Here is a 26172-nt window from a genome sequence, read left to right as displayed (position 1 = left end):
AATAGCAAACCTTACATCTTTTCCTTTTGGAAAACATACTTCGTTCTATTCAGCTACTGCTCAAACCCGGCGTTCACGACGGGGAAGGCCAACGAGTAGCTGAGGCGGCTCGCCGCCATTTGGGTCTGCGCACCGGCCGGGTGCAAAGCACGGCCGTGTACTCAGTGCGCTACCCCGTCACGGACCAACAGCTGCATGATTTTGCCACGCGCTGCCTCCAAGACCCTGTGCTACACGACGTAGCCTTGGATGAGCTACGACACGAACCCGCGTTCAAGAGTTACATTCTGGTGGCTAAGCTGCCCGGCGTAACCGACGACGAGGGCATATCGGCGCAGAACGCCCTCGGCGACTTCCTCAACCAGCCGCTCGACACGCACACCCAGCATATCTTTAGTAAGCGCCTGTACTTTCTGGAGCAAGAACTGCCGGAAAGTAGTCTGCGCCGCCTCGCCGAGGAGCTGCTAGGCAACAAGCTGATCAACCGATTCGAAGTCGGCCCCATTTCCCAGATCCGCGACTACACGCCGCGCCCGGGTGGTGGGGCCGAGTCTATTACGAATCTGGTGTCGCTGACGGGCCTTTCCGACGAGGCGCTGGTGCAATTGTCGAAAGACAACCTGTACGCGCTGAACCTAGAGGAAATGCAGGCAGTGCGCGCCTATTATGCTAGCCCCGAAACGCAGCAAGAGCGCCAAGCCGCTGGCCTGCCCACTGACCCTACCGATTGCGAGTTGGAGATTGTGGCGCAGACGTGGTCGGAGCACTGCAAGCACAAGGAGTTCAGCGCCGTTATCAAGTACAAGGACCTAGGTACGGGCGAGGAGAAGGAAATTGACTCCTTGTTTAAGACCTACATCAAGAACGCCACCGCCGAAGTTGACCGCCAACTGCGCGCCAATGGCAACGATTGGCTGATCAAGGTGTTCAGCGACAACGCAGGCGCCGTGCGCATCAACCCGGAGTCGTTGTTTGTGTGGAAGGTCGAAACGCACAATTCACCTTCCGCTATCGACCCATACGGCGGGGCCATTACCGGTATCCTAGGAAACAACCGCGACCCGCTGGCTACCGGCATTGGCGGCGCGCAACTCCTGTTTAATACGAACGTGCTGTGCTTCGGCAATCCGGAATTCAACGGCACGCTGCTGACGAACCAGCTGCACCCGCGCCGCATCTTTGAAGGGGTGCGCAAGGGCATTGAGGACGGCGGTAACAAGTCGGGTATCCCGACGGTAAACGGCGCCATCGTTTTTGACGACCGCTACGCCGGCAAGCCGCTGGTATACTGCGGTACCGGCGCCGTGATGCCGATGCAATTGGCCGGACTAGATTCTTGGGAAAAGAAGATTGACGCTGAGGACCGCATCATCATGGCTGGTGGCCGAGTGGGTAAAGACGGCATCCACGGCGCCACTTTCTCTTCCATTGAGCTAGACGAAACCTCACCGGCTACGGCTGTGCAAATCGGTTCGCCGATTACGCAGAAGCTAGCCATGGACTTCTTGATGATTGCTACGCGGCGCGGCCTCATCAAGTGTAGCACCGACAATGGCGCGGGCGGCCTGTCGTCTTCTATTGGCGAGCTAGCTACCATCAGCAGTGGCGCCGTGGTGGAACTGGAGAAAGTACCGCTCAAGTATCCAGGGTTGCGGCCGTGGGAGATCTTCGTTTCCGAATCACAAGAGCGTTTTTCGCTAGCCGTAGAGCCGAGCAAGCTGGAGGAGCTGCTAGCCTTAGGTCGCGAGATGGAAGTGGAGCTGACCGACATCGGTTACTTCACCGCCGATGGCTTCCTCGATGTACGCTTCGACGGCGCGCCGGTGGCTCACCTGAATATGGAGTTCCTCCACGACGGCGTGCCGCGCAAAACGCTCGAAGCCGAGTGGCAAGCGCCACAAGCGCAAGAGCCGCAACTGGCTACTGACCTAGATTATACCGACGTGCTAACGCGCCTGCTCGGCAGCCTGAATATCTGCTCTCGCGAGTCGGTTATTCGCCAGTACGACCACGAGGTGAAAGGCCGCACGATCATCAAGCCGCTGATGGGCGCGACCGGCCAGGCGCCACAAGATGCCGCCGTCGTGCGCTTCAACTTCGAGAGCTGGGAAGGCGTGGCCGTGAGCAACGGCATTTTGCCCCGCTTCGGCGACCTAGATGCCTACCACATGTCAGCCGGCGCTTTCGATGAGGCGGTGCGGCAGATCATTTCGGTGGGAGGGAAGCTGCCGAACCTAGCTCCTGGCGACAACATCTTCTGGTCGGTGAACGACAATTTCTGCGTTCCTGATTCGGTGTATGACCCCACCGGCAACCCCGATGGCAAGCAGAAGCTAGCCAAACTAGTGCGCATGTGCGAAGCCCTGCGCGACGCTACAGCTGCCTACTGCATCCCGCTAACCAGCGGCAAGGACAGCATGAAGAACGACTTTAAGGCCGACGGCGTGAAAATATCGGTGCCCCCCACGGTGCTGTACTCCATGACCGCCAAGATTGAGGACGTGCGCCACACCATCACCTCCGACTTCAAGCAAGCCGACGATGTGGTGTATCTGCTGGGCGAAACCTACGACGAGCTAGGTGGCTCGGAGTTCTACCAGCTATTCGGCGAGCTAGGTGCCAACGTACCGCAAGTTCGTTTCGAGCAAGCCAAAGAACTCTACACCCTCATCGGGCAAGCCAACGACCAAGCCCTCATTCAATCGTGTCACGACCTGAGCGACGGCGGCCTAGCCGTGGCGCTGGCGGAGGCTACGTTTGGCTACGGTTTCGGGGCTGAGGTAGAGTTGAAAGGCGAATTGAGCCTAGCGGCGCAACTGTTCTCGGAGTCGCATTCGCGCTTCGTAGTGACGGTGGCACCGGAAGATGTAGTGGCCTTCGAACAGCACTTCGGCACTCGCGCTACTCGCCTCGGTGTGGTAACGACTGATGGTCAGCTAACGGTGAAGCACGCCGGGCAGACGGTTATTTCGGCTGCCACTGCTGATCTGCGGTACACGTGGAGCAATGGTCCAGTGAACCAAGTGATTGGCTTAGGGCATGATGCTTTGCGCAACACGAACGAAAGCTCAACGGGAGGCCTAGGCTAAAACTTACAAACAGCGCACAAGCCTAGCTTGGCGCTTCGGAAACTATGGTTCAAGCACTCATTCTAACAGGTTTCGGCATCAACTGCGAAGAGGAATTCGCGGCGGCCTACCGCTTGGCGGGCGCTGAGGCGACGATCGTGCACCTGAACCAGGTACTGCTCGGTCACGTCAGCATCCACGATTACGATATTCTAAACTTCCCCGGCGGCTTCAGCTTCGGCGACGACCTAGGTTCGGGCGTGGTGCTGGCCAATAAGCTGCGCTACCGCCAAACGCCCAGCGGCCGCACGCTCCTCGACGACATCAAGGAGTTTATCGCCAACGGCAAGTTCGTCATGGGCATTTGCAACGGCTTTCAAGTCCTTGTGAAGCTAGGTTTGCTGCCGAACCTGAGCGGCAACGTGACGCCCGAAGTGACGCTGACGCACAACGCCTCGGGCCGTTACGAAGACCGTTGGGTGCGCCTGAAGGTGAACCCGAACGCACACACCCCCTTCCTAAAAGGCATCGACACGATGGAAGTGCCGGTGCGGCATGGTGAAGGCCGATTGGTTATCTCGGGCGCCGACACCCTAGCCCATATTCAGGACAAAGCCCTGAACTGCCTCACTTACATCGGCTACGACGATTCGCCCACCGACGTGTACCCGCACAACCCCAACGGCGCCGACCTGAACTGCGCCGGCCTGACCGACCCAACCGGCCAGGTATTCGGGCTGATGCCGCACCCGGAGGCGTTCCTCTCCTTATACAATCACCCCGATTGGGCTCGGCGCAAGCGCCTAAACCGTGGCATCAGCGAGGAAGGCGACGGCCTAAAGCTGTTCCGCAACATCGTGGAACACGTGCAAGGTCAGCGCGCCGAAGCTGTACCCCAAGAAGCAAGTCAGTTTTCATCGTAACACCCCTGTAACCCGCCGGCACAACCCCGACTGATTACCGCCCCTATGAATACCCTCAACCAGTTCGACACCCCTCAGCTCCAGCTTCTGCACCGCGGCAAAGTGCGCGATTCGCTTCGCGCCCCTAACGGCGAGCGTCTCATCGTCGTGACCGACCGTCTGTCGGCTTTCGACTCGGTGCTGGAAACGCCGATAGCTTACAAAGGTGCCGTGCTCAATGGCTTAGCTAATTTCTGGTTTGAGAAAACCAAGCACATTATTCCCAACCACGTAATTGAGTTGGTAGATGCCAACGCCATGCTGGTGAAAGAAGCCGAGCCGATTCGAGTGGAAATGGTGGTGCGGGCTTACCTCACCGGCTCGATGTGGCGCGGCTACCAAGCCGGTCAGCGCACCTTCTCCGGCGTGACGGTGCCCGATGGTATGACCAAGCACCAGCCCTTCCCTGAGTTCATCCTAACGCCTACCACCAAAGAGGAATCGGACCGCGAAATCACGCCCGAAAACCTGGTGAGCGAAGGTTGGGTAAGCCAAGAGCTGTACGATCAAATGGCTGAGAAAGCCCTAGCCCTCTTCAAAGTAGGTTCAGACCTGCTGAAGGAGAAAGGCATCATCCTGGTAGACACCAAGTACGAGTTTGGGTTGCTGAACGGCGAGTTGATTCTGATCGACGAGATTCACACGCCGGATTCGTCGCGCTTTTGGTCGGCCGAAGACTATGCCAAGAACCCCGAAACGGCCGAGCAGATGGACAAGGAGTACGTGCGGCAGTGGCTGATTGCTAACAAGCAAGACGGCAAATACCCCCGCGCCCTCACGCCGGAAGTTTCGGCCGAAGCCAGCCGCCGCTACCTCGACATCTACGAGCGCATCGTGGGCAGCCCGCTCCCGACCAGTTCTGAGCTGACGACTGACGGTGACGTAACCACTCGCCTCGTGGGCAATCTGGTGCGTGCTGGCTTGATGACGCCGAGCTAGCTATGAACCTGAACTCGTCGGTAATTATGCTGAGCGGCAAGCTCAACCTGACCATCGTTCGTCACGATAGCGCTACTCTAGCCGCTGTACGGGCCCTGAACTTGCCTCGTTTGCGTGAGCAGCTGTCGAAGGCAATTGCTGGCATCAAAGCGAAGCTGAAAGCTGCCGACGCGGAGTTCAAGACGCTGTAAACAACCTAGGTATTCTAATGAAAACGTCTAGTTCACCACAAATCGTTGAAGCCTATATTGAAGCGTACAACCGCTTTGATATTGACGGGATGGTGCGCCATCTGCACGACGATGTGGTGTTCAAGAACATTTCCAATGGAGAAGTGAATTTGACCACAACCGGCAAAGATGATTTCCGACAGCAGGCTGAACAGGCGAAGCAGTACTTCTCGCAACGAGCGCAACGCGTTACCAACTGGCAAACGACTGACGACCGAATAGAGGTACTGATTGACTACTCGGCTGTGGCTGCTATTGAATTCCCCAATGGTTTGAAGCCAGGTGACACGTTGCACTTGCAGGGCAAGTCCGTTTTCCAGTTTGCCGACGGCAAAATCATTTCCATCGAAGACATTAGTTAGAACAACTCTGCGAACCTCTGCGAAGAACTCTGCGCCCTCTGCGGGAACCAACGATAGAACAATTTGAGACCCTTGACCACAACTAAAAATATTGTCCTCCTCGGCTCCGGTGCCCGCGAACACGCCCTAGCTTGCAAGCTGACGCGCGACGGCGGTACTGTGCACGTGCTACCCGGCAACGCGGGCATTCCAGGCAGCAATCCTAGCATCAGCGCCACCGACTTCCCGGCCATTCAGCAGTTCTGCGAAGCCAACGACGTGAAGCTGATTGTGGTAGGGCCAGAAGCGCCATTGGCAGCTGGCGTCGTGGATTTCTTCGCCGAAACCGACATCAAAGTGTTCGGGCCCGATAAGCGCGGTGCGGTGCTAGAAAGCTCCAAAATCTGGTCGAAGGACTTTATGCGGCGGCACGGCGTAGCGACAGCGCAAGCCTGGCAGTACCGCAGTGACAAGATGGAGGAAGCACGCGCCAAAGCCAAGGAGCTAGGCGGGCATGTGGTAGTGAAATACGATGGCCTAGCGGCTGGTAAAGGCGTGTACGTGTGCTCGTCGGTGGAGGAAGCGGAAGAGGCACTGCGCGACTTGCAGGCCCAGCACACCGGCTGGTTTTCGTTTCTGCTCGAAGAGAAGCTTACTGGTCCAGAAATTAGCATTATCGGTATTACCGATAGTGTGGCGATTCGTTTGCTGGCAACTTCGCAGGATCATAAGCAACTGTTGGCCGGCGACCTAGGTCCGAACACGGGCGGTATGGGCGCTTATTGTCCCGTCCCTTTCGCCGACGATAACGCGCTGGCTGCCATCCGCACCAACATTGTAGATCCTACGCTGCGTGGCCTTCAGAATGAGCCTTTTGACTTTAAAGGGTTTATTTACTTCGGTATTATGCTCACGCCCAACGGCCCGAAGCTGCTGGAATACAACGTGCGCCTCGGCGACCCCGAAGCGGAAGTGCTATTGCCAGCCATGGCCAGCAGCATGTTGGAGTTGATTGAGGCGGCCCTGAACGGGACCCTGAACCAGACTGTAGTGCGGCAGAAGCCCGGCTACTTCGTGGGCGTGGTATTAGCGTCCGGCGGTTATCCGGCGGCTGGTTTCCCAACGGGTTTCCCTATCAAAGGGCTCAACGAGCTGCACCCTAATACGCTAGCTTACCACGGCGCCACGCGGCAGCAGGACGGGCAACTGGTGACCAATGGTGGTCGGGTGTTGGTGCTGGTAGCGCACGGCAATGACCTGGAGGCAGCCATCCAGCGGGTATATGATGAGTGTGCCTTGGTATCCTTCCAAGATATGTACTACCGAACCGATATCGGCCGCCGGCCCGCACCTAGCCTTGCCAATGCCTACTAGCACCGCCTCAAATCGCAAGCAGCGCCTAGCTATTTTGCTCTCAGGCCGGGGCTCCAATATGGTAGCTTTGGTAAATGCTGTGCAAAATGGTGTGCTGCGCGAACTTGCGGAGGTGGCTGTGGTGTTCAGCAACCATCCGGAGGCGCCGGGCCTGGCTACGGCCGCCAACCTAGGTTGTCCGACGGCTAGCTTATCGTCGCAGGGTAGAAAGCGGGCGGAGTTTGACGCGGAAGTGGTCGAATTGTTGCGAGGCTATCAACCTGATTATCTGGTACTAGCGGGTTATATGCGTATCTTGTCACCCGTATTCATTCGCGCGTTTGCCGGGCGTATCCTCAATATCCACCCGGCCGATACGCATCAGCACCAAGGTCTGCACGCCTACGAATGGGCTTTTGAAAATCAACTGCCTGAAACCAAAATAACCGTTCATCTCGTGGACGAAGGCCTCGACACCGGTCCGGTGCTGGCCCAGCGGCCCGTCGATTTGCGCGGCGCGAATACCTTGGCGGAAGTCGAGCAGCGCGGCCTGGCCGTGGAGCACGAACTATACGCCGAAACCTTGGTCCAACTACTGGTTGGGCAATTGAAAATTGAGAATTAAAAATTGAAAGGCCGCTTTAACCTAGGTGAGGCGCTTTTCCTATTTCTCAGTTTTTGATTCTTCTTCTCAATTTTTAATTCTCTTCCCATGTGCGGAATTGTTGGTTTTTACGGTCCTGATGATGTCGTCCACGATATCGTGTTCGGCCTCACTGCCTTGCAGCACCGCGGGCAGGATGCCGCCGGCATTGCCACCTTCAACGGAAATTTTCACTTGCACAAAGGCAACGGGCTCATCAACGATGTGTTCAAGCCGAAGCATGTAAAAAAGTTGAAAGGAAACATCGGAATTGGCCACGCGCGCTACACCACGCAGGGCTCCAACGACGCCGACTTAGCCCAGCCGTTCACCACCAGTTACCCGTTCGGGCTGGCCATGGTGCACAACGGCAACGTTATCAACTTCCGGGATGCCGCCAAGCGCCTGCATGAGAAGTACCACGTGCTGCCCAAAACCAGCAACGACCTGGAACTCATCATGTACACCTTCGCCTCGGAGCTGCGCATCAAAGATCTCGACCACCTTTCGGTAGTCGATATTTTTGATGCCGTTGAGACGACGCAGGAGCTGGTGAAAGGCGCCTACGCCACCATCACCATGATTGCCGGCCACGGCTTGCTGGCTTTCAACGATCCGCTGGGAATTCGTCCGCTGGTGCTGGGTCGCCGCGACACGCCCGCCGGACCGGTCTACGCGTTTGCTTCCGAGTCCACTTGCTTCGACTACCTAGGTTTTGAGTTCATCAAGAACGTAGGGCCGGGGCAGGCGGTGTTCATCGACAAGAACTTCCAGGTTCACTACAAGAACCCCTACAATCTGCCGAAGGCGTTCTGCGTGTTCGAACACATTTACTTTGCCCGCGAAGACTCAACCATTCACGGTCGTTTGGTGGCGCGTGAGCGGGTGCGACTGGGTAAGATGCTAGGTCGTAAGGTGTTGGAAGCGGGTCTGGAGCCGGATATGGTCATCGACGTACCTTCTTCGGGCTACTTCGCCGCCTCTGGGCTGGCCGAAGCTATTGGCGTTCCGTACCGCCGCGCGATGGTGAAGAACAACCATATGGGCCGCTCGTTCATTGTGAGCAGCCAGGCCGGGCGCGAGGACATCGTGAAGAAAAAGCTCAACCCTATCCGGGCGTTTGTGGAAGGCAAAAAGATTGCCGTAGTCGACGACAGCATTGTGCGCGGCACCACTTCGCGGCGCATCGTGCGGATTCTGCGCGAGGCTGGCGCCAAGGAAGTGTACTTCATTTCCTCGGCCCCGCCCATCGTGAGCCCCTGCATCTACGGCATCGATATGGCGATGAGCACGGATCTGATTGCCGCCAACCACACGGATGAGGAAATCTGCCAGTTCATTGGTGCTGATCGAGTTATATACCAGACCTTGGAAGATTTGCAGGAGCTGTTCAGCGAGGAGCGCGGCCACGGCGGCAGCTGCTTCGCTTGCTTCTCTGGTAAGTACCCGACCGGTGATGTGAGCCGTTACTTGCGCCATATTCAGGAGGAGCGCGAAAGCCACCGCAGCAAGAAAGACCGCGAAGAGGCGAAGACTTCCGTCAGTGCCAAAGCTCCGGCTGCGACGGAACATTAAGGGTGTAGCGCGAAGCTCCAGCTTCGCGCATCGTTGAACGACTTAGGTTTAGGGCGCTCAACGAGTTTCGTTCAACGATGCGCGAAGCTGGAGCTTCGCGCTACATAGAAAGTAGATTGTGTCTTCTGAAAAACCCGCCGGCTACGACATCGACCTCGGCAACGAATGCTCCCGCAACGCTTATGCTTGGTCGAAGAAAACCTTCGCCAATCGTGCCGGCAAACCCGGTGAGCCTGCTCAGGACCTTGACGGCGGCTTCTCGAATGAAATCCGCTTCGGCAACGCCCGCCTAGGCATCAGCTCCGACGGCATCGGCACCAAGATCGAAGTAGCCGAGCGTGTGGGCAAGTACGACACCCTAGGGTACGACCTGGTAGCCATGACCGCTGACGACCTCATCGTAGGTGGCTTTGTGCCCACCAACCTCTCGAACATCATCGACGTGAACACGCTCGATTACAGCGTGATTGATGAGTTGATGCACGGCCTGCACGACGCCTGTAACTTCTCCGGTATTGCCATCACGGGCGGCGAAATTGCGGAGCTAGGCAACCGCATTGGCGGCTGGGCTGGTGCGCGCATGAACTTTAACTGGTGCTCGACGGCTATTGGCAGCCTGCACCCTAGCTTGGAAAAGCCGCTTAGCGGCGCGGCCGTTCAAGCGGGCCAAGCAGTAGTAGCACTTCGTTCGCCGTCGTTCCGTTCCAATGGCTTCTCGCTAGCGCGCCGGACCTTGCAAAATCTATTCGGCGATGCCTGGCATCAAGCTAGCTACGACGGCTCCGACGCCGCCGAAATGGGCCACACCTGGGGCGAAGCGCTGCTGGCGCCGTCGCTCATTTACTCGCCCGGCGTGGCGAGCGTGCTTGATGCGGGCTTGCCGCTGCACGCAGCCGCGCACATTACCGGCGGCGGCATTGCCGATAACTTCAAGCGCGTGCTGAAAAATGGCGTGGGGGCCGAACTGGATAATCTTTTTGAGCCACTGCCGGCCATGCAGCGCCTCACGGAGCTAGCTGGCATTGAGCCCGCTGATGCGTATCTCTACTGGAACATGGGCAATGGCATGCTGCTCGTGACTGACGAAGCCGCTGCTAATGCCGTTGTGGCTAAGCTGCAAGAAGGTGGCTATCAGGCGCAGGTGGCGGGTCGTATTACAGCTGAGCCCGGCATTCGCCTGAAGGTGGGAGCAGGAGAGTTGAGCTACAAATAGCCCCGAAACCGTTGAAAGAAAGGGCCTGTTCTTCTAGAGAAGAACAGGCCCTTTCTTTATAAACCTAGGTTAAGCCTGTACCGGCTCGATATCAAAGCCAGCCTGCGACACGGCTTTCATCACTAGCTCGGGAATGGGGTTTTCGCCTTCCACCGTCAGGATTTTGCTGGGGTTGTTGGTGTCGACGCTCCACTTTTCGACGCTGGCTTCGGCGTCGAGGAAAGGTGTTACGGCGCGCAGGCAGTTAGCGCAGTTGATGCTGGTTTTGAACTTTAGGGTAGACATGAGGAGTAAGTAGTTAAGGTGCTCCTATAACAATGAACAGGTATCAAAAGTAGTAATCAGGGTTTGGTGCAGTGGTATAGACTTTAGCTAATAGAGTACAACTTTTACGCTAGATTTATCTGTCTTTTCGTTGCTGAATGATGAGGAAGTATTATTGTAACGACAACTTTGAGGAATATCCGCCAAGTAAACCAATGAAGTCGCTTTGCCAAAGGATATCCAGCGTGTATACGCCGCTACCAATCGCTTTCGACTAACACCAGAGGTGATTGACTTCGTGAAAAGCAAAGCCTACCCAGAATGGCTAAACTATGGAAAATCCAGCGTTCTTTCGAGAGGATAGCTTACTTCTAGGCACTATAAGTCATGAAGACTATGTAGTAATGCTGTTAGATGAAACAGAGAGGCAGCAGCTAAATGCACAAGGGTTTGACTTTTGGTGTAAATGGAATCTTCTAGACTGAAATAAAGCATTGTCGCTATAACAATTGCTGCCTTACAAGAGTAGCGGCCGCACCTAGAAGATGCTGTACAGGCTTTGGCTGACGGAGTGCAGAGTTTTGGGTTACTTCGTGCAGAACTCATAAAAGCTATGGCACACGAGGAACATAACCTAAGCCCAGAAGACCAAATCAGGTATAATATAGATACGTTTGGCTGGCACATCGCGCTGTTTGAAGCCGACAGCGCCACGCCCGCTTTCGCCTATACCATTGGTTTGTGGAAGAACTTTCAGCAGCCGGAAATAATCACGTTTGGGCTGCCGCTGCCGGCGATGCACGCGCTGCTGCACGGGGCAGCCGAGGCGGTGAAGGTCAATCAGCCGCTCGCCCTGGCTACCGATAACTTCGATTTTCTGGAGGATTCGCCGGTGCAGTTCCGGCGAGTGGAAGAGGAGAATATTGCCGACTATTTCGGGTATGCGCGCTGGTACTACAACTTCGAGCCGTTCCCCGCGATTCAGCTGCTGTGGCCCGACGACCAGAACCACTATCCCTGGTCCGAGCAGTACGATAAGCGCTACAGATTCTTGCAGCCGCAGCTAGACCATAAGCTTGACTTCAAGTTCTTCGAGGAGCGCAATACGCCCGTCTTTGTGGCGCAGCAGGTTTTCAAGGAGAACAAACCTATTCTCCGGGTGCGCCATGATGAGGAAGACGGCGCTTGGCAGTTCTTAACCGACGCGCCGGCTACCACCGATACCGTGATGCTGGTAGCCCTGGAGCAAGTCGTGAAGCACGACCTGACCATCAATGCCCTGTTCGATTTGCCCGCGGGTCAGGTGGCCTTCCGCGAGGCTATCGGCGACGACTGGACAAGGGTAGAGGTTACGAAGAGAGGAGAATAGCCGCTACGCCGGGCGCTGCGGCCGTTTCTCCAGAATCAGGTTTGTGCGGAATGTGTTCAGGCTTTCCTCCAGGCCCACCGGATACACGTGCGGGTTCAGGAAGCGGCGGATGCTGGGGTCAAGCGAATTTACCTCGCGCTGCACCCGCTCGCGGCTTTCCTGCAAGCTAGGTAGCGTCATGATGAGTTTGCCTTCGCGGAACACCGGCTCCAGCAGCTCCCGGAATGTGGTGGAGCGCACGGGGCGCCGCCGCGTCGGGTCGAGTGGGTCGATGATAGTAAGTTCGGTGGGCAGCGGCTCGGCGATGTTGTAGAGCATGTCGGCGCGGGCCTGACCTTTCTCGGTTTCGAAGCGGCGCACTTGCAGGATGCCGGGGATGCTGGTTTTGGCGAGCTGCTCCGAGATTTTGACCGTGAAATCCCAGCCACTGTCGTCGGCGTGGCGCAGGGCAGCTAGCTTGTACACACCGCCAAGCGCCGGCTGGTCGTAGGCCGTTACGAGTTTGGTGCCCACGCCCCACGTATCGATGCGGGCGCCCTGGAGCTTGAGGCTGGTGATGAGGTTTTCATCTAAATCGTTGCTGGCGACGATGCGGGTGTTGGGGAAGCCGGCTTCATCCAGCAGAGCGCGGGCTTCGCGGCTGAGGTAGGCTAGGTCGCCCGAATCGAGGCGAATACCGGCCAGCTCGTGGCCTTGCTCGCGCATCTGGCGCGCCACGGCAATGGCGTGCCGCACGCCTTCCAGCGTGTCGTAGGTGTCAACCAGGAAAACCGAATCGTCTGGAAAAGCCTCAGCATATGCCGCAAAAGCAGCTTCCTCATCTTCAAACGACATCACCCAGCTGTGGGCGTGCGTGCCGCGCACCGGAATGCCGAAGCGCTGGCCGGCCAGCACATTGGAGGTAGCATCAGCGCCACCCAGGTAGGCGGCGCGGCTGGCCGAGAGGCCACCATCGAAGCCCTGGGCGCGGCGCAGGCCAAACTCCAGCACGAGGTCGGAGCCGGCGGCTTCGCGGATGCGGGCGGTTTTGGTGGCAATCAGCGTCTGGAAGTTGATGAGCGTGAGCAGGGCGGTTTCCAGCAGTTGGGCTTGCAACAAAGGGCCTTTCACGCGCACCAGCGGCTCGTTGGCAAAAACGACCGTGCCTTCTGCAATGGCGTCTACATCGCAGGTGAACTTTAGCTCGCGCAAATAGTCGAGGAAGCCTTGCTCAAACAGTGGCGTGCCTTTCGAGCCTTGCAGGCTAGCTAGATAGGCCAAGTCGTCTTCCGAAAAACCTAGGTTTTCAAGCCAATCGACGGCGTAGGCGAGGCCGGCGCACACGGCGTAGCCACCCGAAAAGGGCGGCTTGCGGAAGTAGAGGTGAAAAACGGCTTCCCGATCCTGAAGGCCTTTCTTCCAGTAGCCATAGGCCATGGTGAGCTGGTACAGATCGGTAACGAGGCTGAGCGAGGGCGCGTACAGGCCAGAGAGCGGAGCTGGATTCATGCGAAAACGAATGGGGCAGATTGGCAACATACGCAATTAGCCGCGCTTGGGTGCCGTGCCACAAAAGTCCTCGTTTATTCCTCAACTTGAATACTTGCTCACCGCTTATTTTATGCCGGCCTCCCGCGTTCCGTTTCGCCTGCTGCACCACCTGGGTTCCGTATCCACGCGGTTTCGGCTGGCGGTGGGGCTCGGTCTGGGCTTGCTTGCTTACTTCTTGGCGCCAAGAGACTTGCACCCAATCACGCGGTTCGTAGCGGGGTGGGATGGATTTGCGTGCGCCAACCTAGGTCTGTTCTGGAGCAGCATTATCGTCAGCGATGTGCACCGGATTCGGGGCGTGGCCACGGCCGAAGACCCCGGCCGGATTCTCTCCTTTGTGCTGGTACTGATCGGCGCTATCGCCAGCGTGCTGGCTGTGGCTGTGCTGCTCAGCATTATGCACGCCTCGCCGGGGCATGTGGTGCGGGCGCAGGTGGTGCTGTCGGTGGGGGCGGTGGCTAGCTCCTGGCTGCTGCTGCACACTCTTTTTACGCTGCGCTACGCCCACCTCTACTACGACCCGGAAGTGGACGGCCGCGAAGGCGGACTGGAGTTTCCCGGCTCCGAGAAAGAGCCTGACTACCTGGATTTTGCCTATTTCGCCTTCGTCATTGGCATGACGGCCCAGACCGCCGACATCAGCATCAGCGGCCGAACGCTGCGGCGCCTGGCACTGCTGCACGGCATTCTGGCCTACGGCTTCAATACGGCCGTTATTGCCTTGAGCATCAGTAGTCTGGCTAGCTTGCTGTAGCTGACCTAGGTGCTAGTCGAGCACGGCCTCAGTCCAATTTATCACGTGGGTCTGGAGGCTAGATTTTGGTGAAATTCGGGCCGCGGATAGCTTCTGCATCTGCTGATCGTGGCAGTACTGATCGGCATCCAGCAAGGTCGGCACGATGGGCGGCGGCCCTGTGGGGCACGCTTGCACCAGCGCTTGCTCTACCTCCGGCTCTAAATGGCAAAGCACCAGATTAATACCCCGCTGCCTGTACTGCTGATAGTAGTGCAGCAGCACCTGACAGGTTCGGGAGCTGAGCTGCTGAAGGTTGCTGCAATCAACCCAGACGCTGGGCTTGCCGCTGTGAGCGGCCCCGTATAAGGCTTGCGCCAAAGGTACGCTGCCGAGCGTGTGGTGCTCGGGGGCTAGGATGAGCAGGTAGCTCTCGGGGAGGATTTCGCGGTACACTTCCCTCATGGTCGAAAAGAGAATAAGGGGTGAAGGATGAATTATAATGATTGGCTACTAAAACCCTTGCTGATCAGGTCCGTTGTAGGCTTCGGCCGGCAGCAGCGTGAGCAGGGAAGCCAGCCCCGACGAATCGAGGCGTTCCTGTACGGCGGGTTGCAGGCCGCAGAGCAAGAGCGTGGTGCCCATCGCCTCAAACTGCGGCAAAAGCTGGAGCAGTACGCGCAGGCCCCGGTAGTCCATTTGCGTCAGGTAGCGGCAGTCGAGCCACACGCGCCGGGCACCGCATTGCGCCGCTTCCAGCAGCAGGTTTGTTAACTGCCTTACGTTTTCATCGCCTAAGCAAGCCCCGCGCAGGCGGAGCAGGAACTGATCGGACTTCACTACTTTGTCGAAATCCATAGCGCTACGTTTTGACAGTCTAACCCTGTTTTTGAGCAGAGAGATTTCTCGGACCCTACTCTACAAAGATAGAAAGCCAATGTAGGCTACGACAAGCGTAAAGTACTGGTTTTAAATGGTATTTGCGTGAAAGAGATACGTATAAGTTACCATCTCCCAGGTTTTCGTCCAGTAGCAGGATGCAAAAAAGAGTGGCGACCTGGTCGCGCCTGCCCGGCGAAACGGCCACCACTCTCCTCTGCTTGCGGCTTATTACCTGGGCGGGCTAAGTTGAATCCTAAATGAGCCCAGCCCCGGCCAGGCGCCATAATGGTAGAAGACGACGGCGTAGCAAAACCTAGGTTTGGGGCGCCCCGCTGGCTAGGCGCGGCTACTTCGCAGCTTCTTGTTTAGGTTATTCTGCCGAGGCCAGATCCTCGTTGCTGGGGCCCGCAAGCAAATGCCCGTAGGCATCGAAGCGGGAGCCGTGGCAGGGGCAGTCCCAGCTGCTTTCCAGGCCGTTCCAGTGTACCACGCAACCTAGGTGCGGGCAGATGGCCGAACACGTATGCGTCTGGCCCTGCGGGTCGCGGTACACGGCTACTTTCGTGAGGCCGCGGCGCAGCACCGCGCCGGCACCCGGCTTTATTTCCTCTTCCGTCGACACGTCGCCGCCGGTGAGCAGGTCGGTGTACTCGGCCGCGACGTTCGCATTTTCGACCGCAAACTCCTTGATGGACGTTGGACGCAGGGTCACGCGGCCGGGGTCGTAGAGCTTTTCCCAGGGCGTTTTCCGTCCCTGAATAAGATCGGCGACGATCATGGCGCCGAGCGTGCCGTGGGTCATGCCGTGGCCCGAGTCGCCGGTGATGATGTACACATTATCCTTGTCGAGCGGATTGCGGCCGGCGTAACCTAGGCTGTCACTCGGCTCCAGCACCTGCCCCGACCAGCGGTATTCGATGCTTTCAATCATCGGGAAATGCTCCCGCGTCCATTCTTCCAGGCAGCGCAGACTTTCCTCGGGCACACCTTGTCCCGTTTTATGGTCTTCGCCGCCTACAATGAGCAGGTCGTAATTAATGCCGTCGGGCTCGCCGGGCACTTCCTCCAGGCGAATGTAGTGGTAGGGGTCGGGCGTATCCCAGTACAGCGCCCGCGTCACGGAGCCGTGCGGAATGCGGGCCGCTATGGCGTAGGTACGGTAGGGGTGCTGCTTGGTGTGCATCACTACCCGGTCGTTCACGGGCGTGTTGGTGGCCATCAGCACGGCTTTGGCCGTTACGGTAAAGCCATCAGCAGTCGTCACCTGGGCTTTTTTGCCACCCTGCACCTCCGATACGTGCGTATGGGTGAAGATACGGCCCCCACGCCGCGTAATGGCCTCAATCAGCCCACGCAGGTACTTGATAATGTGAAACTGGCCCTGGTTCGGGAACTCCAGACATTCGCCCGTCTGGAAGCCTTTGGTGGGCGAATCGGCGAGGCGGCGCACGCCCGTGAGGCCGACGCGGTGGGCAGCGGCCAGCTCGTCGGCCAGCTCCTTGGGGTTGCCATCTTTGGGCAAAAACAGGTACCCGTTTACGCGGGCAAAATCGCAGGCAATGTGCTCGGCCCGCACAATGTCGTTGATCAGATCAATGGCGCCGCCGTGACTTTGGGCCGCAATTCGGGCGCCTTCTTCGCCAAACAGCTCCTCCAAGGTGGTGTAGCGGTCGTCGAGGGCGTTGGAAAGGTGGGCGGTGGTGCGGCCGGTTTCGCCGCTACCTAGCTTGCCGCTTTCCAGCACCACCACGTCGCGGCCCTCGCGGGTGAGCAGGTAGGCCGTGGTGAGGCCGGCAATGCCACCCCCGACCACGACCACATCGGCCTTGCTGTTCTGGGTGAGTTTCGGGAAATCAGGGAGCGGCGGGGCCGTGCCAAACCACGAGGGCTGCGTAGAGGCGGAAGTTTCTTTCATAGCAACGAGTAGTGAACAATGAGCAGTGAGCAATGAATAATGAGCAATTATCAGTAAACGAGACTTCTGCTAAGTCGTTCTAAGTTGCTCAGGCTTCATTGCTCACCGATAATTGCTCACAAGTGCAGTTCGGGGGTGGTGGGCAGCATGTACCGCTCGCCGGCGGAAAGGAAATGCACGCGCAGGTCCCGGATAAAGAATGGCGTTTGGGGCGCGATGTCGTAGATATTGGTGCAAGTGTCCTCCTGGGTTTCCAGAATGGTAACCAGCCCACTGCCAATCACTTCCAGCTCGCGGCCATCGTGCACGACCACGGCCGTGTCTTCCTCCAAACCTAGGCCAACGCAGGAAAGATTAGTTGCCAGAATCTGGGCCATGCGCACGATGCGGCCCCGCGCAATGAAGTGCGTATCAATGGCGACGTCGCGCAGAAACTGCAAGCCCGTAGTAATGGCAATTTCGCCTTTGCGGAAGCCGGCGTTGTTGGTGCCCTCATAAATCATGGGCGTCGACATGGCCGTGGCGCCCGCGCTGGTGCCGCCCACGATAATGCGCTCATAGGCATAGCGTTCCTTTAGGCGGTGCAGAATGTGGGAGCCGCCCAGAATGCCCGTGAGCCGCAGCTGGTCGCCGCCCGTGAACCAGAAGCCGGCCGCCCGCTCCACCAGCTCCAGGTATTCGGGGCGCAGCGTGTCGGCGCGGTTGCGGATGTCCATCGTTTCCACCCGGCCCTGGCACAGTCGACCGAACGCCTCGTGGTAGTCGGCTGCCGATTCATCGGGCACGCCCGACGCGGTAGGAATTACCACAATCAGCGGCTGCTCACCCACCAGCTCATCGCAGAAGCGGCGTAGAATGCTTTCCGGCGCAAAGCTGTTGTTCTTGTCCTGGTTGGAGCCGCGCTCCGGGGTCTCGCCTTTGTTTTCGTGGCCGCCCACGGCGATAAGTAATCCTTTTGGTGGCGGACAGGCAGATTCGGAAGCGGAAGGTTTTTGTTTGCGGGTAGACATAGAGCAGCGTAAAAGAAAGGTATACGCCTTAAACGGGGGAAGGCGGAATCGTAACCTAGCTTTTGGCCGCTGGCCTCAGTATCTATTACCAACTGGCTTTGCTGGTTGGTCGGGAGCTAGTATATTGTGGAGTAATTAGTTAAAGCCTAAGCTGCGCTATCGTAAGCAGCTAGTAAACTCAACCGTATCCGCATTTACATCAAGTAAAAATACGTACTGTACCCGGCCTAAATAAGTATCTATCCCTAGGTCCCCTGGCGGGATTAGTTAGTAAAATTGAATCTTGTAATACAGCTCTTACCCGCCTGGGTAGGACGGTTATTCTACTCTCTATCCTGTGCCTTTTCAGGCTATGAAAACGACCTGAACCTCGCGTACCGGGCTCCTCGTAGCACCAATGAGCCCGCAACTACCTCTCGGGTCTTTTACCTCAGCAGCCTTTCCGTTACTGTTTTCCGAAGTACCTCCAAGGTAATGACTACCCCGTAGCCAGCGGCCTGCACTACTGGTTTACTATCCGCTCTGCCTGCTCTTCCTCCGTCAACCAAATGTACCATGCGGACTGTTTCCCCTCGCAACCATTATCTTGGCTGTGCAGCCAAGGTAACTACCCCCGACCACCACGTGGCCACGCCCACGTGCAGCTTTGTACTGAGTCGTTGTCTGGGCTCTTCTTCTTATTATAGCCTGTGGCTGCTAGAAGGCACCAACCTACTGGAGCACTGGATTGTGTTGGCCGATGGCTCCCAAGGGTTGCGCCAGCCCACGATCTTTCTATTGCAGTCGGTGGGGGGCATAATGCCGGCAGCGCACCACGATGAAGGCCCGTGCCGGTTGGTGGTGCCGCATGTGAACGGGCTGCCAGAAACAACAAACCACACAGTGCGCCAGGCCCTGACAAAAGGCTGCCTGACACTGCAACTAGAGGGTAAGTACCTGCAAGGCAGCTACCTGTTGCAGCGAGTCGGGGCCGGGCGGGGCCACACCTGGCAGCTGATGCTACTCAGTAAGGAGTAGCTAAACTTCAAGGCTAGCCCGACCATCGGCATGCGGCACGCTAATGCTGCTTGCCTGCGTTTTCTGGATAATATTCTGGCGGTGAACCTCGATGGTGTGCTTGCTAGTGAAGAGCTGATCGGCAATTTCGGCATTGGTCAGCCCTGCGGCGAGCAGCGGGAGCACCTGCTGCTCGCGTGCGGAAAGCCCACCTGCTACCTGAGCCACCGATTTGTCGGCCGTAGTGGCTTCCGGGGGCGTGAGCTTTTGCAGCAGGCTCAGTCCAACATCCGTACAGAGGTAAGGTCGGTTGCGAGCTACGGTCCGGATGGCGTAGGTAATTTCTTGTATATCAGATGACTTAAGTAAATAACCCAGCGCGCCCGCCTTCAGCATCCGTTGGATATACTGCTCGTGGTCGAGCATGGAGAGTACCAGCACCCGTACCGTTGGGAACCGCTCGCGGATGGCTTTTGTGGTAGCCAAGCCATCCATAACTGGCATATTCACGTCCAGCACTACCACATCCACGGCTGTTTGGGCCAGTAGTTCGAGCAGAACCAGGCCATTGCTGGCTTGCTCCACTACTTCCAGATCGGGTTCCTGCGCGAGCAGCACCCGTAACTCATCGCGCAGAATGATGTGATCATCAGCTAAAATCAACCGAATCATAGGTGTGTAGTGAAGAGTGGCAGTTAGTAAGATAACAAGCAACGAATAATCAAAAAGTTTATTCAATAACGGCGCCAATGTTCTACTGTTCAGCTAGTTGTGTCTTTCTTCATGATGCTGATTTTCAGCGGTAACTACGTAGCCCGGCAGAGAGTACGGAGCTTCGAAAATCAGTGTTTAATCGGTAGTCGAGGCAAGTCAGGAAAGCTAGCTTTGTCGATGCTTTCGAACCGGCCGGCAGGCTCTGTCACTTTCAATGCTCCGCTGTATGTCGTATGCAACCACCATCCTAGGTCAGCCGCTGGCGAGCCTCATCTTAGAAATAGACTTTAACGGCGCCGACCCACTGGAAACAGCCCGTTCGTTGAGCCAGATCACGGGTGTGCCAACTGAGTGTCTGCTAATCAACTGTGATAACCTTGCTTGCCTGCGCCGCTAGGGGGTGTTTCTTTGTTTCGCAGCTATTGCTCATGCGAGCCTAATGACATCACGGTTGTGCTGCGGCGCATCTGGCTCGAGCTAGGTCGTGCCTTGCGTATCCTGCATCTTGCTACTGTTTTCAAAATGCTGACCGGATAAAACAGACGAGTAAACAGAAGCTGCATACGCCTAGAGCCTCAGAAAGCGACATCCTAGGTTTCGGGCAAAAATAACGACCGAAGGCGCAACCTAGACCGTGGGGCAACAAGCTGCGATTTAACCTCGATTGAAAAATGACGTTCATCAATTTATTGCCCTTTGCCAGAATAATTCAGGTCACAAAATGCTGTTTGCTCCGTATAAATACTAGGTTTGCACCAGCTTCATCTATTGGAGCCATGGTGGTTATTTATCTGGAAAGCGTAGCAAAAAATACGGCTACGCAATGGGTTGCCCGAGTGATACCTCCCGCACCTAATGGATTCGGCTTGCCGGGTGCTACTTATTTCATTGTTCCTCTTTCTACTTCCTATGATTCGTGTAGTTCTGACCGATGATCATGCTATCATCCGCGACGGCATTAGCTCCTTGCTGCGCGACGAGTCGGGCCTGGAGGTGGTCGGCGAAGCTGCCAACGGGCAGCAGTTGCTGGAGTTTCTGGAAACTGCTTCCGCCGACGTGGTTTTGCTCGACCTGAACATGCCCATTATGGATGGCTTTACGACCATCGGCCATCTGCGCCGCCTGCACCCGGAGGTGAAAGTGCTGGTGCTCTCCATGCTCGACCACGAGCGGTATGTGGCGCAGGCGTTGGAGGCGGGCGCCCTTGGCTACGCCCTCAAAAACACGGGCCGCTCGGAGCTGATTTATGCTATTTCGTCGGTGGCAAACGGGCATCAGTTTCTGTGCACGGCCATCGGGATGGCACTGCTGCGCCGCTTACAGACCTCGGAGCCAGTAACAAATAATGAAGCGCCCAAAGCCGGCATTCTTTCCAAGCGGGAGCTGGAGGTACTGCGCCTCATAGCCGAAGGCATGACCAACGCCGAAATTGCTGACAAGCTTTTCACCAGCAAGCGCACCATCGAAACGCACCGCCAGAATATCATCGAGAAAACCCAGGCCAAGAACACGGCCGCGCTCATCAAATACGCCGTCAGCAACGGGATGCTCAACGAGTAGCAACCTAGGTTGACACGCAAAGAAGCCGCGCGACATTGTGTCGCGCGGCTTTTTTGCGTTTGAAGAATGCCGGTCTATTTACGAGCCGGAGCGGCTTGCACGGTAGTAGGGGAGGTTGCTCCGGAAGCCGGCTGCACGCGGCCGGTCGGGGCCGCCGTCGGCTTGCCCTCGCCCAAATAAAAGCTAGGGTGCGGCGGCTGGTTGTAGCCCACGTTTTCGCGCGCCACGCCGAGGCGGTAGGCGGGGTCCTGCATCAGGGTCACGAAACGGTGCTCGGTGGGGATGGTGGTGGTGAAGATGAGCAGCTCCTGGTTGTTGGCGTTGCGCCAGATAACTTCCTCGCGCCAGTCGCCCAGCAGGTCGGCGCTGAGGCAGGGGTTGGCTTTGGTGCCGTTGTTGGAAGTCGCGCCCAGCGGGCCGCCATCCAGCAGCCGATCCAGCTTGCCGTTCTGGTAGTTCCACTTATCGATGTAGGTGCGGTCGAGCAGCTCGCGCAACAGGTCGCCATCCCACCAGATGCCGAAGTTGACGGAGCGCGGCGCCTCCCCGATGCGCTGGCCCTGGATGGTGCGCAAGCCGGTTTCGGGCGAGTTGGCCCACACTTCGGCACCTAGGTAGCGCGGGTCGATATCGGCGGCCATGCCGCGCCCGGCGTCCTGGCCTTTGTCGGCCGACCACAGAATCTTGCCGTTCGTAGCATCGTAGAGCGCGGCGCCCGGACCTAGCTCGTGGCCCGGAATCGGCTCTTCATTCTCGTGCACGCCCCAGGCTTCCAGGTCAGGCGTGGTGGGGTCGAAGTTGCTGACGTGCAGCGCATCACCGTGGCGCAAGCCGGTCGAAAACAAGCCTTTGCCGTTGTCGTCAACCACCATCGATCCGTACACGATTTCATCTTTACCGTCGAAGTCCACATCGTTCACGCTCAGGCCGTGGTTACCCATACCGGAGAATGGATTCTCGGCATTCTGCGAATCGAACACCCAGCGCGAAGTGAGCTTACCCTGACGCCAGTCCCAGGCGGCCAGCACCGTGCGACCGTAGTAGCCGCGGCACATCACTACGCTCGGGTGCACGCCATCGAGGTAGGCCACGCAGGCGAGCATTCGGTCGCTGCGGTTGCCGGTGTTGTCGTTGCCACCATTGCCCCCGATGCCACCCCAACCGTTGAGCGGGTCGCGGCCGGGCAGGTACGGCGTGGTAGCTAGCTCAGCGCCCGTCAGGCCGTTGAAGACGGTGAAGTACTCCGGCCCGGCCATGATCTTGCCATAGCGCCCGTCGCGCGGACCCGGTACCTGCACGCCATCGGTGGGCACCGTGAGCGAGCGATAATCTTTTTTAGCGTCGCCAATGACTTTGCCCCTGCCATCGAGGCTGCCATCGGCGGTTTTGCAGGCCACTTCCGCCTTGCCGTCGCCATCAAGGTCGTACACCATAAACTGCGTGTAGTGCGCCCCCGAGCGGATGTTCTTACCTAGGTTGATGCGCCACAGAAAGGTGCCGTCCAGCTTGTACGCATCCAGCAGCACCGGCCCGCTGAGGCCCGGCGAGCCGTTGTCTTTGGAGTTGGTGGGGTCCCATTTGAGGATGATTTCGTAGGTGCCGTCGCCGTCGAGGTCGGCTACGCTGGCGTCGTTGGCGTTGTACGTGTAGGTACTCACGTCGGGGCCGCTGCTCACAGTGCCGCCTTCGGGTTGGCGTAGCGGCACGCGCAAGAAGTTTTGATCCCATACAGGCGCTGCTTCGGGCTTGGCATCTTGTCCAGCCTTGGCCCCAACTAGCTGTACGGAATAGGAAACTGGTTCCGCGGCACTTGTTATCTTATCAAAACCATCAAGCCAGTTGGTAGAGGTGGTAATTGGTTGATTATTAACCTTAATGGTTTCACCGCCAGCCGTTTTGCGAAAGACGTTGAAGCTAGCTCCAGCCGGGTCCGAAGCCAGCAGCCGCCAGCTGACGAACACGCCAGCGCCCGGCCGTGCTACGGCCACCACGCCCCGACCTAGCTTTTCCATTTGCCGCGCGTTCGGTGCTTTGCTATTGCCAGGGCGGGCGTTCTGGCCGTGCGCGCTAAGTCCGGCAAATAAGCTGCTGATTACCAGGCTCGCACTCACGAGCTGACCAGATGACCGAAGCCGGCCAAAGAAGGAGAGGGGAAAATTCATGCGGTACTACGTCGTACTTAGTTTTAAAAACGAGCTAGACCTAGGTACGCCAGCCGGCTACCTAGGTCTGCTGCAATCGGCGTTGAGGAAGACTACTGTTTCACTACTTTTTGAACGTGGCTGCCCTCGCTGGTGCGGATGCTGATCAGGTACAAGCCGGGCCGCAGGGTTTCGCCCAGCACGGCTTCATCCTGCCCTTTGCCGCTGGCTAGCTTGCGGCCCAGCTGGTCGTGAATCTCGTAGGTAAAAGTGCCCTTTGCCTGCACCCGGAACGAGCCGGCCGAGGGGTTGGGGAAGATGGCAATACTGTTTGCCGCTTTCTGCTGCGCCGAGCCGGTAACCACGGGCATTCCTTCACCTAAGTAAAAGCTAGGATGCGGCGGCTGGTTGTAGCCCACGTTCTGCCAGGCAATGCTCAGGCGGTACTCGGGGTCCTGCATCAGGCTGGTAATGCGGTAGTTGGTGGGAGCAGTGGTGGTGAAGATGAGCAGCTCCTGGTTGTTGGTGTTGCGCCAGATAACTTCCTCGCGCCAGTCGCCCAGCAGGTCGCCGCTGAGGCTAGGTGTAGCTTTGGTGCCGTTGTTGGAAGCTCCTCCTAAAGAGGCCGAATTCAGCAGGGTGCCGAGGGTGCTGGTCTGGTAGTTCCACTTGCTGATGGTGGTGCCGTCCAGCAATTCCCGCTGCAAGTCGCCGTCCCACCACAGGCCGAAGTTGGCCGAGGAAGGCGCATTGCCGATCCGCACGCCCTTGGCCGAGCGCAGGCCGATGGTGCTGGAGCCGCCCCACACCTCGGCGCCCCAATAGCGCGGGTCGATGTCGGCGGCCATGCCGCGGCCTACGTCCTGCCCTGGGTCGCCCGACCACAGCACGGCGCCCGTGCGGGCGTTGTACATGGCCACGCCAGGGCTGTTTTCGTAGCCCGGCAGCGACACTTCGTTTTCGTGAATACCCCACACTTCCAGGTCGGGCGTGCTAGGGTCTAGGTCGCTGACGTGCAGCGCGTCGCCGTGGCGCAGGCCCGTGGTGAACAAGCCCTGGCCGTTGTCGTCGACCACCATCGAGCCGTACACGATTTCATCTTTGCCGTCAAAATCTACGTCGGCCACGCTCAGGTTGTGGTTGCCCATACCGGAAAACGGGTTCGTCCGGTTCTGCGAATCGAACACCCAACGCGAGGTGAGCTGCCCGTTGCGCCAATCCCAGGCGGCCAGCACCGAGCGGCCGTAGTAGCCGCGGCACATCACTACGCTAGGGCGTACGCCGTCGAGGTAGGCTACGCAGGCCAGCATCCGGTCGCTGCGGTTGCCGGTGTTGTCGCTATTACCGTTGCCACCTACGCCGCCCCAGCCATCCACCGGGTCGCGGCCGGGGATGTAGGTGGTGGTAGCTAGCTCGGCGCCGGTCAGGCCGTTGAAGACGGTGAAGTACTCGGGCCCGGCCATGATTTTGCCGTAGCGGGCATCGCTGGTGGTGGGCACCAACACGCCATCGGTGGGCACCGTGAGCGAGCGCCAGTCTTTGGTGCCATCCCCGATTATTTTGCCGGTGCCATCCCGGCTGCCGTCGGCGGTCTTGCAGGCTACTTCGGCCTTGCCGTCGCCATCGAGGTCGTACACCATAAACTGCGTGTAGTGCGCCCCCGAGCGGATGTTGTTACCTAGGTCGATGCGCCACAGCCGCGTGCCATCCAGCTTGTAAGCGTCCAGGATCGTTGGGCCGGAAAGGCCCGCCGAGGCGTTGTCGCGGGAGTTGCTGGGGTCCCACTTCAGCACGATTTCATAGGTGCCGTCGCCGTCGAGGTCGGCTACAGAGGCATCATTCGGGCTGTAGGTGTAGGCGCTGGTGTTGGTGCCGCTGCTCACGGTACCGCCGGCGGGGCGTTGCAGGGGTACGCGCAGGAAGCCTTCGTTCCACACCGCAACCGGCGCCGAAGCGGCCTGGCTGCCGCCGCCATTTTGCAGCGGACGCACAAAGTACTTGGGCGCCTGCGTCAGGTCGGCCGCTTCATCGACCCAGTTGGTGGCGGCGGTAAGGGGGGCGCTGTTCAGCTTCACGGGTGCGCTGGTACCTACCTGCCGAAACACATCGAAGCTCACCCACTGCGCATCGTTCTTTAGGAGGCGCCAGCTGATAAACACTTTGTTATCAGCTTGCTTAACGGCTACTACACCGCGGTCCAAAGCTTCCATCTGCCGGTTAGTTGTAGCAGCGGCGTTAGGCTTGGTTTGGGCAAAGGTCACGCCCGAGCCGCCGAGCAAGCTGGCCGTCAGTAGCGCATAGCTTATGGCACGGCGGTAGCAGCGCCGCCGCTCTAGTGCCGATAGTGGGTTGGTTGGGAAAAGAAAAGCTGTTTTCATAAGGATGGGTTTGGAGGTGGAGGAAAAGGGAAGGCAGCGTGGAAAGCGTATCCGACAGCGGAAGCTAGGTTGCGCGTAAGCTAGCTGGCAGCTACTGCCTGATATTCAATTCAATGTATCCTCCTTCTCTCCGCCTACCCTCCTGTAGACTGCCGCTCTGCTAGGCAAATCGTCATCTTGGTATAGAGCAACTACCTCGCTAAGGCTAGGTCGTTTTGTGCCAGCTAGGCTCTACCGATGTGCCGCCCCGGTAGGGCTGAGTTGTCTATTCTGCAACATTGAGTTGAAAGCCTGAAAAACACAGCTGCGGCATCGTTGGCGTATGGTGCCAACGATGCCGCAGCTCTAATAGAAAT

At 58.0% G+C, this 26172-nt stretch carries 23 protein-coding genes; 14 read left to right on the top strand and 9 right to left on the bottom strand.

Annotated elements, in window-relative coordinates:
• Positions 1 to 26 precede the first annotated feature (26 nt).
• From IEX74_RS04145 to IEX74_RS04105, 9 genes are all read left to right on the top strand, one after another.
• On the top strand, positions 27 to 3089 hold the full coding sequence (locus IEX74_RS04145) for a phosphoribosylformylglycinamidine synthase subunit PurL (RefSeq protein ID WP_188811199.1): 3063 nt from the start codon (positions 27 to 29) through the stop codon (positions 3087 to 3089).
• A 44-nt stretch (positions 3090 to 3133) separates the two neighbouring features.
• Positions 3134 to 3991: a phosphoribosylformylglycinamidine synthase subunit PurQ gene (locus IEX74_RS04140; RefSeq protein WP_188811197.1), complete on the top strand. Its 858-nt coding sequence runs from the start codon at positions 3134 to 3136 to the stop codon at positions 3989 to 3991.
• 45 nt (positions 3992 to 4036) lie between these two features.
• A complete protein-coding gene (gene purC, locus IEX74_RS04135) occupies positions 4037 to 4969 on the top strand; it encodes a phosphoribosylaminoimidazolesuccinocarboxamide synthase (protein WP_188811195.1) in 933 nt (310 codons plus the stop codon).
• Positions 4970 to 4971: 2 nt separating this feature from the next.
• Complete coding sequence (locus IEX74_RS04130) at positions 4972 to 5160, top strand: hypothetical protein (protein WP_188811193.1); 189 nt, start codon at positions 4972 to 4974, stop codon at positions 5158 to 5160.
• A gap of 17 nt (positions 5161 to 5177) precedes the next feature.
• Positions 5178 to 5561, top strand: a complete 384-nt coding sequence (locus IEX74_RS04125; protein WP_188811191.1) for a nuclear transport factor 2 family protein — start codon at positions 5178 to 5180, stop codon at positions 5559 to 5561.
• Positions 5562 to 5633: 72 nt separating this feature from the next.
• Positions 5634 to 6914, top strand: coding sequence for a phosphoribosylamine--glycine ligase (gene purD, locus IEX74_RS04120; RefSeq protein ID WP_229755106.1), 1281 nt, complete (start codon positions 5634 to 5636; stop codon positions 6912 to 6914).
• Complete coding sequence (purN, locus tag IEX74_RS04115; RefSeq protein WP_188811189.1) at positions 6904 to 7518, top strand: phosphoribosylglycinamide formyltransferase; 615 nt, start codon at positions 6904 to 6906, stop codon at positions 7516 to 7518. The genes purD and purN overlap by 11 nt, the downstream gene beginning before the upstream one ends.
• 87 nt (positions 7519 to 7605) lie before the next feature.
• Positions 7606 to 9111, top strand: a complete 1506-nt coding sequence (gene purF, locus IEX74_RS04110; RefSeq protein WP_188811187.1) for an amidophosphoribosyltransferase — start codon at positions 7606 to 7608, stop codon at positions 9109 to 9111.
• Between the two features lie 118 nt (positions 9112 to 9229).
• The gene (locus IEX74_RS04105) at positions 9230 to 10324 is read left to right on the top strand and encodes an AIR synthase-related protein (RefSeq protein WP_188811185.1); all 1095 of its coding nucleotides are present in this window, start codon (positions 9230 to 9232) and stop codon (positions 10322 to 10324) included.
• 69 nt (positions 10325 to 10393) lie between these two features.
• Here the strand turns inward: IEX74_RS04105 and IEX74_RS04100 are convergent, their stop codons facing one another.
• A complete protein-coding gene (locus IEX74_RS04100; protein ID WP_188811183.1) occupies positions 10394 to 10609 on the bottom strand; it encodes a heavy-metal-associated domain-containing protein in 216 nt (71 codons plus the stop codon).
• 592 nt (positions 10610 to 11201) lie between these two features.
• Here IEX74_RS04100 and IEX74_RS04095 point away from each other — a divergent pair.
• The gene (locus IEX74_RS04095; RefSeq protein ID WP_188811181.1) at positions 11202 to 11957 is read left to right on the top strand and encodes a DUF4262 domain-containing protein; all 756 of its coding nucleotides are present in this window, start codon (positions 11202 to 11204) and stop codon (positions 11955 to 11957) included.
• Between the two features lie 3 nt (positions 11958 to 11960).
• Here the strand turns inward: IEX74_RS04095 and IEX74_RS04090 are convergent, their stop codons facing one another.
• The gene (locus IEX74_RS04090) at positions 11961 to 13445 is read right to left on the bottom strand and encodes a nicotinate phosphoribosyltransferase (protein ID WP_188811179.1); all 1485 of its coding nucleotides are present in this window, start codon (positions 13443 to 13445) and stop codon (positions 11961 to 11963) included.
• 112 nt (positions 13446 to 13557) lie between these two features.
• On the opposite strand from IEX74_RS04090, the gene IEX74_RS04085 reads away from it, so the two are divergent.
• The gene (locus IEX74_RS04085) at positions 13558 to 14241 is read left to right on the top strand and encodes a DUF1345 domain-containing protein (RefSeq protein WP_188811177.1); all 684 of its coding nucleotides are present in this window, start codon (positions 13558 to 13560) and stop codon (positions 14239 to 14241) included.
• 12 nt (positions 14242 to 14253) lie between these two features.
• Here the strand turns inward: IEX74_RS04085 and IEX74_RS04080 are convergent, their stop codons facing one another.
• The 4 genes from IEX74_RS04080 to IEX74_RS04065 all read right to left on the bottom strand — a co-directional run bounded on the left by IEX74_RS04080 (position 14254) and on the right by IEX74_RS04065 (position 18027).
• On the bottom strand, positions 14254 to 14685 hold the full coding sequence (locus IEX74_RS04080) for an STAS domain-containing protein (protein WP_188811175.1): 432 nt from the start codon (positions 14683 to 14685) through the stop codon (positions 14254 to 14256).
• Between the two features lie 48 nt (positions 14686 to 14733).
• Positions 14734 to 15078 carry an STAS domain-containing protein gene (locus IEX74_RS04075; RefSeq protein WP_188811173.1) on the bottom strand — a complete coding sequence of 115 codons (345 nt, stop codon included), beginning with the start codon at positions 15076 to 15078 and terminating at the stop codon, positions 14734 to 14736.
• Between the two features lie 394 nt (positions 15079 to 15472).
• The gene (locus tag IEX74_RS04070; RefSeq protein WP_188811171.1) at positions 15473 to 17017 is read right to left on the bottom strand and encodes an FAD-dependent oxidoreductase; all 1545 of its coding nucleotides are present in this window, start codon (positions 17015 to 17017) and stop codon (positions 15473 to 15475) included.
• A 116-nt stretch (positions 17018 to 17133) separates the two neighbouring features.
• Complete coding sequence (locus IEX74_RS04065; RefSeq protein ID WP_188811169.1) at positions 17134 to 18027, bottom strand: cyanophycinase; 894 nt, start codon at positions 18025 to 18027, stop codon at positions 17134 to 17136.
• A gap of 555 nt (positions 18028 to 18582) precedes the next feature.
• Between IEX74_RS04065 and IEX74_RS04060 the strand changes: the two genes are divergently transcribed.
• The gene (locus tag IEX74_RS04060; RefSeq protein ID WP_188811167.1) at positions 18583 to 19044 is read left to right on the top strand and encodes a hypothetical protein; all 462 of its coding nucleotides are present in this window, start codon (positions 18583 to 18585) and stop codon (positions 19042 to 19044) included.
• Here the strand turns inward: IEX74_RS04060 and IEX74_RS04055 are convergent, their stop codons facing one another.
• On the bottom strand, positions 19045 to 19695 hold the full coding sequence (locus tag IEX74_RS04055; RefSeq protein ID WP_188811165.1) for a response regulator transcription factor: 651 nt from the start codon (positions 19693 to 19695) through the stop codon (positions 19045 to 19047).
• Positions 19696 to 19963: 268 nt separating this feature from the next.
• Here IEX74_RS04055 and IEX74_RS04050 point away from each other — a divergent pair, with 268 nt between their 5' ends.
• Together IEX74_RS04050 and IEX74_RS04045 are read left to right on the top strand one after the other, a co-directional pair.
• Complete coding sequence (locus IEX74_RS04050) at positions 19964 to 20134, top strand: hypothetical protein (protein WP_188811163.1); 171 nt, start codon at positions 19964 to 19966, stop codon at positions 20132 to 20134.
• A gap of 512 nt (positions 20135 to 20646) precedes the next feature.
• Positions 20647 to 21297 (top strand): response regulator, encoded by a 651-nt coding sequence (locus IEX74_RS04045; RefSeq protein WP_188811161.1) that lies wholly within the window; start codon positions 20647 to 20649, stop codon positions 21295 to 21297.
• 74 nt (positions 21298 to 21371) lie between these two features.
• Here IEX74_RS04045 and IEX74_RS04040 read toward each other — a convergent pair whose 3' ends face one another.
• Together IEX74_RS04040 and IEX74_RS04035 are read right to left on the bottom strand one after the other, a co-directional pair.
• Positions 21372 to 23459, bottom strand: a complete 2088-nt coding sequence (locus IEX74_RS04040) for a rhamnogalacturonan lyase (RefSeq protein WP_188811159.1) — start codon at positions 23457 to 23459, stop codon at positions 21372 to 21374.
• Between the two features lie 92 nt (positions 23460 to 23551).
• Positions 23552 to 25816: a rhamnogalacturonan lyase family protein gene (locus IEX74_RS04035; protein WP_188811150.1), complete on the bottom strand. Its 2265-nt coding sequence runs from the start codon at positions 25814 to 25816 to the stop codon at positions 23552 to 23554.
• Positions 25817 to 26172: the final 356 nt, after the last annotated feature.

This window comes from Hymenobacter cavernae (genome assembly GCF_014641455.1).
Classification (GTDB): Bacteria; Bacteroidota; Bacteroidia; order Cytophagales; family Hymenobacteraceae; genus Hymenobacter; species Hymenobacter cavernae.
Note: the sequence above shows the minus strand (reverse complement) of the source record. Positions and strands in the feature narration are given on the sequence as shown.

What these genes read in the sequence shown, in the direction of transcription:
- IEX74_RS04140 (WP_188811197.1), top strand. Translation starts at nt 3,134, where the DNA reads ATGGTTCAAGCACTCATTCTAACAGGTTTCGGCATCAACTGCGAAGAG.
- purC (WP_188811195.1), top strand. Translation starts at nt 4,037, where the DNA reads ATGAATACCCTCAACCAGTTCGACACCCCTCAGCTCCAGCTTCTGCAC.
- IEX74_RS04130 (WP_188811193.1), top strand. Translation starts at nt 4,972, where the DNA reads ATGAACCTGAACTCGTCGGTAATTATGCTGAGCGGCAAGCTCAACCTG.
- IEX74_RS04125 (WP_188811191.1), top strand. Translation starts at nt 5,178, where the DNA reads ATGAAAACGTCTAGTTCACCACAAATCGTTGAAGCCTATATTGAAGCG.
- purN (WP_188811189.1), top strand. Translation starts at nt 6,904, where the DNA reads ATGCCTACTAGCACCGCCTCAAATCGCAAGCAGCGCCTAGCTATTTTG.
- purF (WP_188811187.1), top strand. Translation starts at nt 7,606, where the DNA reads ATGTGCGGAATTGTTGGTTTTTACGGTCCTGATGATGTCGTCCACGAT.
- IEX74_RS04100 (WP_188811183.1), bottom strand. Translation starts at nt 10,609, where the DNA reads ATGTCTACCCTAAAGTTCAAAACCAGCATCAACTGCGCTAACTGCCTG.
- IEX74_RS04095 (WP_188811181.1), top strand. Translation starts at nt 11,202, where the DNA reads ATGGCACACGAGGAACATAACCTAAGCCCAGAAGACCAAATCAGGTAT.
- IEX74_RS04090 (WP_188811179.1), bottom strand. Translation starts at nt 13,445, where the DNA reads ATGAATCCAGCTCCGCTCTCTGGCCTGTACGCGCCCTCGCTCAGCCTC.
- IEX74_RS04085 (WP_188811177.1), top strand. Translation starts at nt 13,558, where the DNA reads ATGCCGGCCTCCCGCGTTCCGTTTCGCCTGCTGCACCACCTGGGTTCC.
- IEX74_RS04080 (WP_188811175.1), bottom strand. Translation starts at nt 14,685, where the DNA reads ATGAGGGAAGTGTACCGCGAAATCCTCCCCGAGAGCTACCTGCTCATC.
- IEX74_RS04075 (WP_188811173.1), bottom strand. Translation starts at nt 15,078, where the DNA reads ATGGATTTCGACAAAGTAGTGAAGTCCGATCAGTTCCTGCTCCGCCTG.
- IEX74_RS04070 (WP_188811171.1), bottom strand. Translation starts at nt 17,017, where the DNA reads ATGAAAGAAACTTCCGCCTCTACGCAGCCCTCGTGGTTTGGCACGGCC.
- IEX74_RS04065 (WP_188811169.1), bottom strand. Translation starts at nt 18,027, where the DNA reads ATGTCTACCCGCAAACAAAAACCTTCCGCTTCCGAATCTGCCTGTCCG.
- IEX74_RS04060 (WP_188811167.1), top strand. Translation starts at nt 18,583, where the DNA reads ATGCGGACTGTTTCCCCTCGCAACCATTATCTTGGCTGTGCAGCCAAG.
- IEX74_RS04055 (WP_188811165.1), bottom strand. Translation starts at nt 19,695, where the DNA reads ATGATTCGGTTGATTTTAGCTGATGATCACATCATTCTGCGCGATGAG.
- IEX74_RS04050 (WP_188811163.1), top strand. Translation starts at nt 19,964, where the DNA reads ATGTCGTATGCAACCACCATCCTAGGTCAGCCGCTGGCGAGCCTCATC.
- IEX74_RS04045 (WP_188811161.1), top strand. Translation starts at nt 20,647, where the DNA reads ATGATTCGTGTAGTTCTGACCGATGATCATGCTATCATCCGCGACGGC.
- IEX74_RS04040 (WP_188811159.1), bottom strand. Translation starts at nt 23,459, where the DNA reads ATGAATTTTCCCCTCTCCTTCTTTGGCCGGCTTCGGTCATCTGGTCAG.
- IEX74_RS04035 (WP_188811150.1), bottom strand. Translation starts at nt 25,816, where the DNA reads ATGAAAACAGCTTTTCTTTTCCCAACCAACCCACTATCGGCACTAGAG.